Raw genomic sequence first — 251 nt, 5'->3', positions numbered from 1 at the left:
GGACAGTGAAAAAATACATAGACGAAGTATTAACTGCCGGACACGGCAAGCTTTACCACAGTGATGGCCGCCATCGTGTCAATCCGATAGAAGGCTACGGCACAGGTGGTTTGTTGCAAGGCAAAAAAACATGCTCTCGCTTACTTGGAATGCGCCGATTGAGGCCTTCACCCGAGAAGGCGATTTTTTCGAAGGCAAAGGCGTGGATGCGTTGTATATGCACTTCCACAAACTCAATGAGTTCATCGGTT

At 48.2% G+C, this 251-nt stretch carries 1 pseudogene; it reads left to right on the top strand.

The window, feature by feature from the left end:
* Window positions 1–251, top strand: a pseudogene (locus tag HMPREF2952_RS11540) (NAD(P)H-dependent oxidoreductase); the annotation flags it as partial.

Source organism: Neisseria sp. HMSC068C12, from assembly GCF_001814095.1.
GTDB lineage: Bacteria > Pseudomonadota > Gammaproteobacteria > Burkholderiales > Neisseriaceae > Neisseria > Neisseria perflava.
This window is presented reverse-complemented; position numbering and strand designations above follow the sequence as displayed.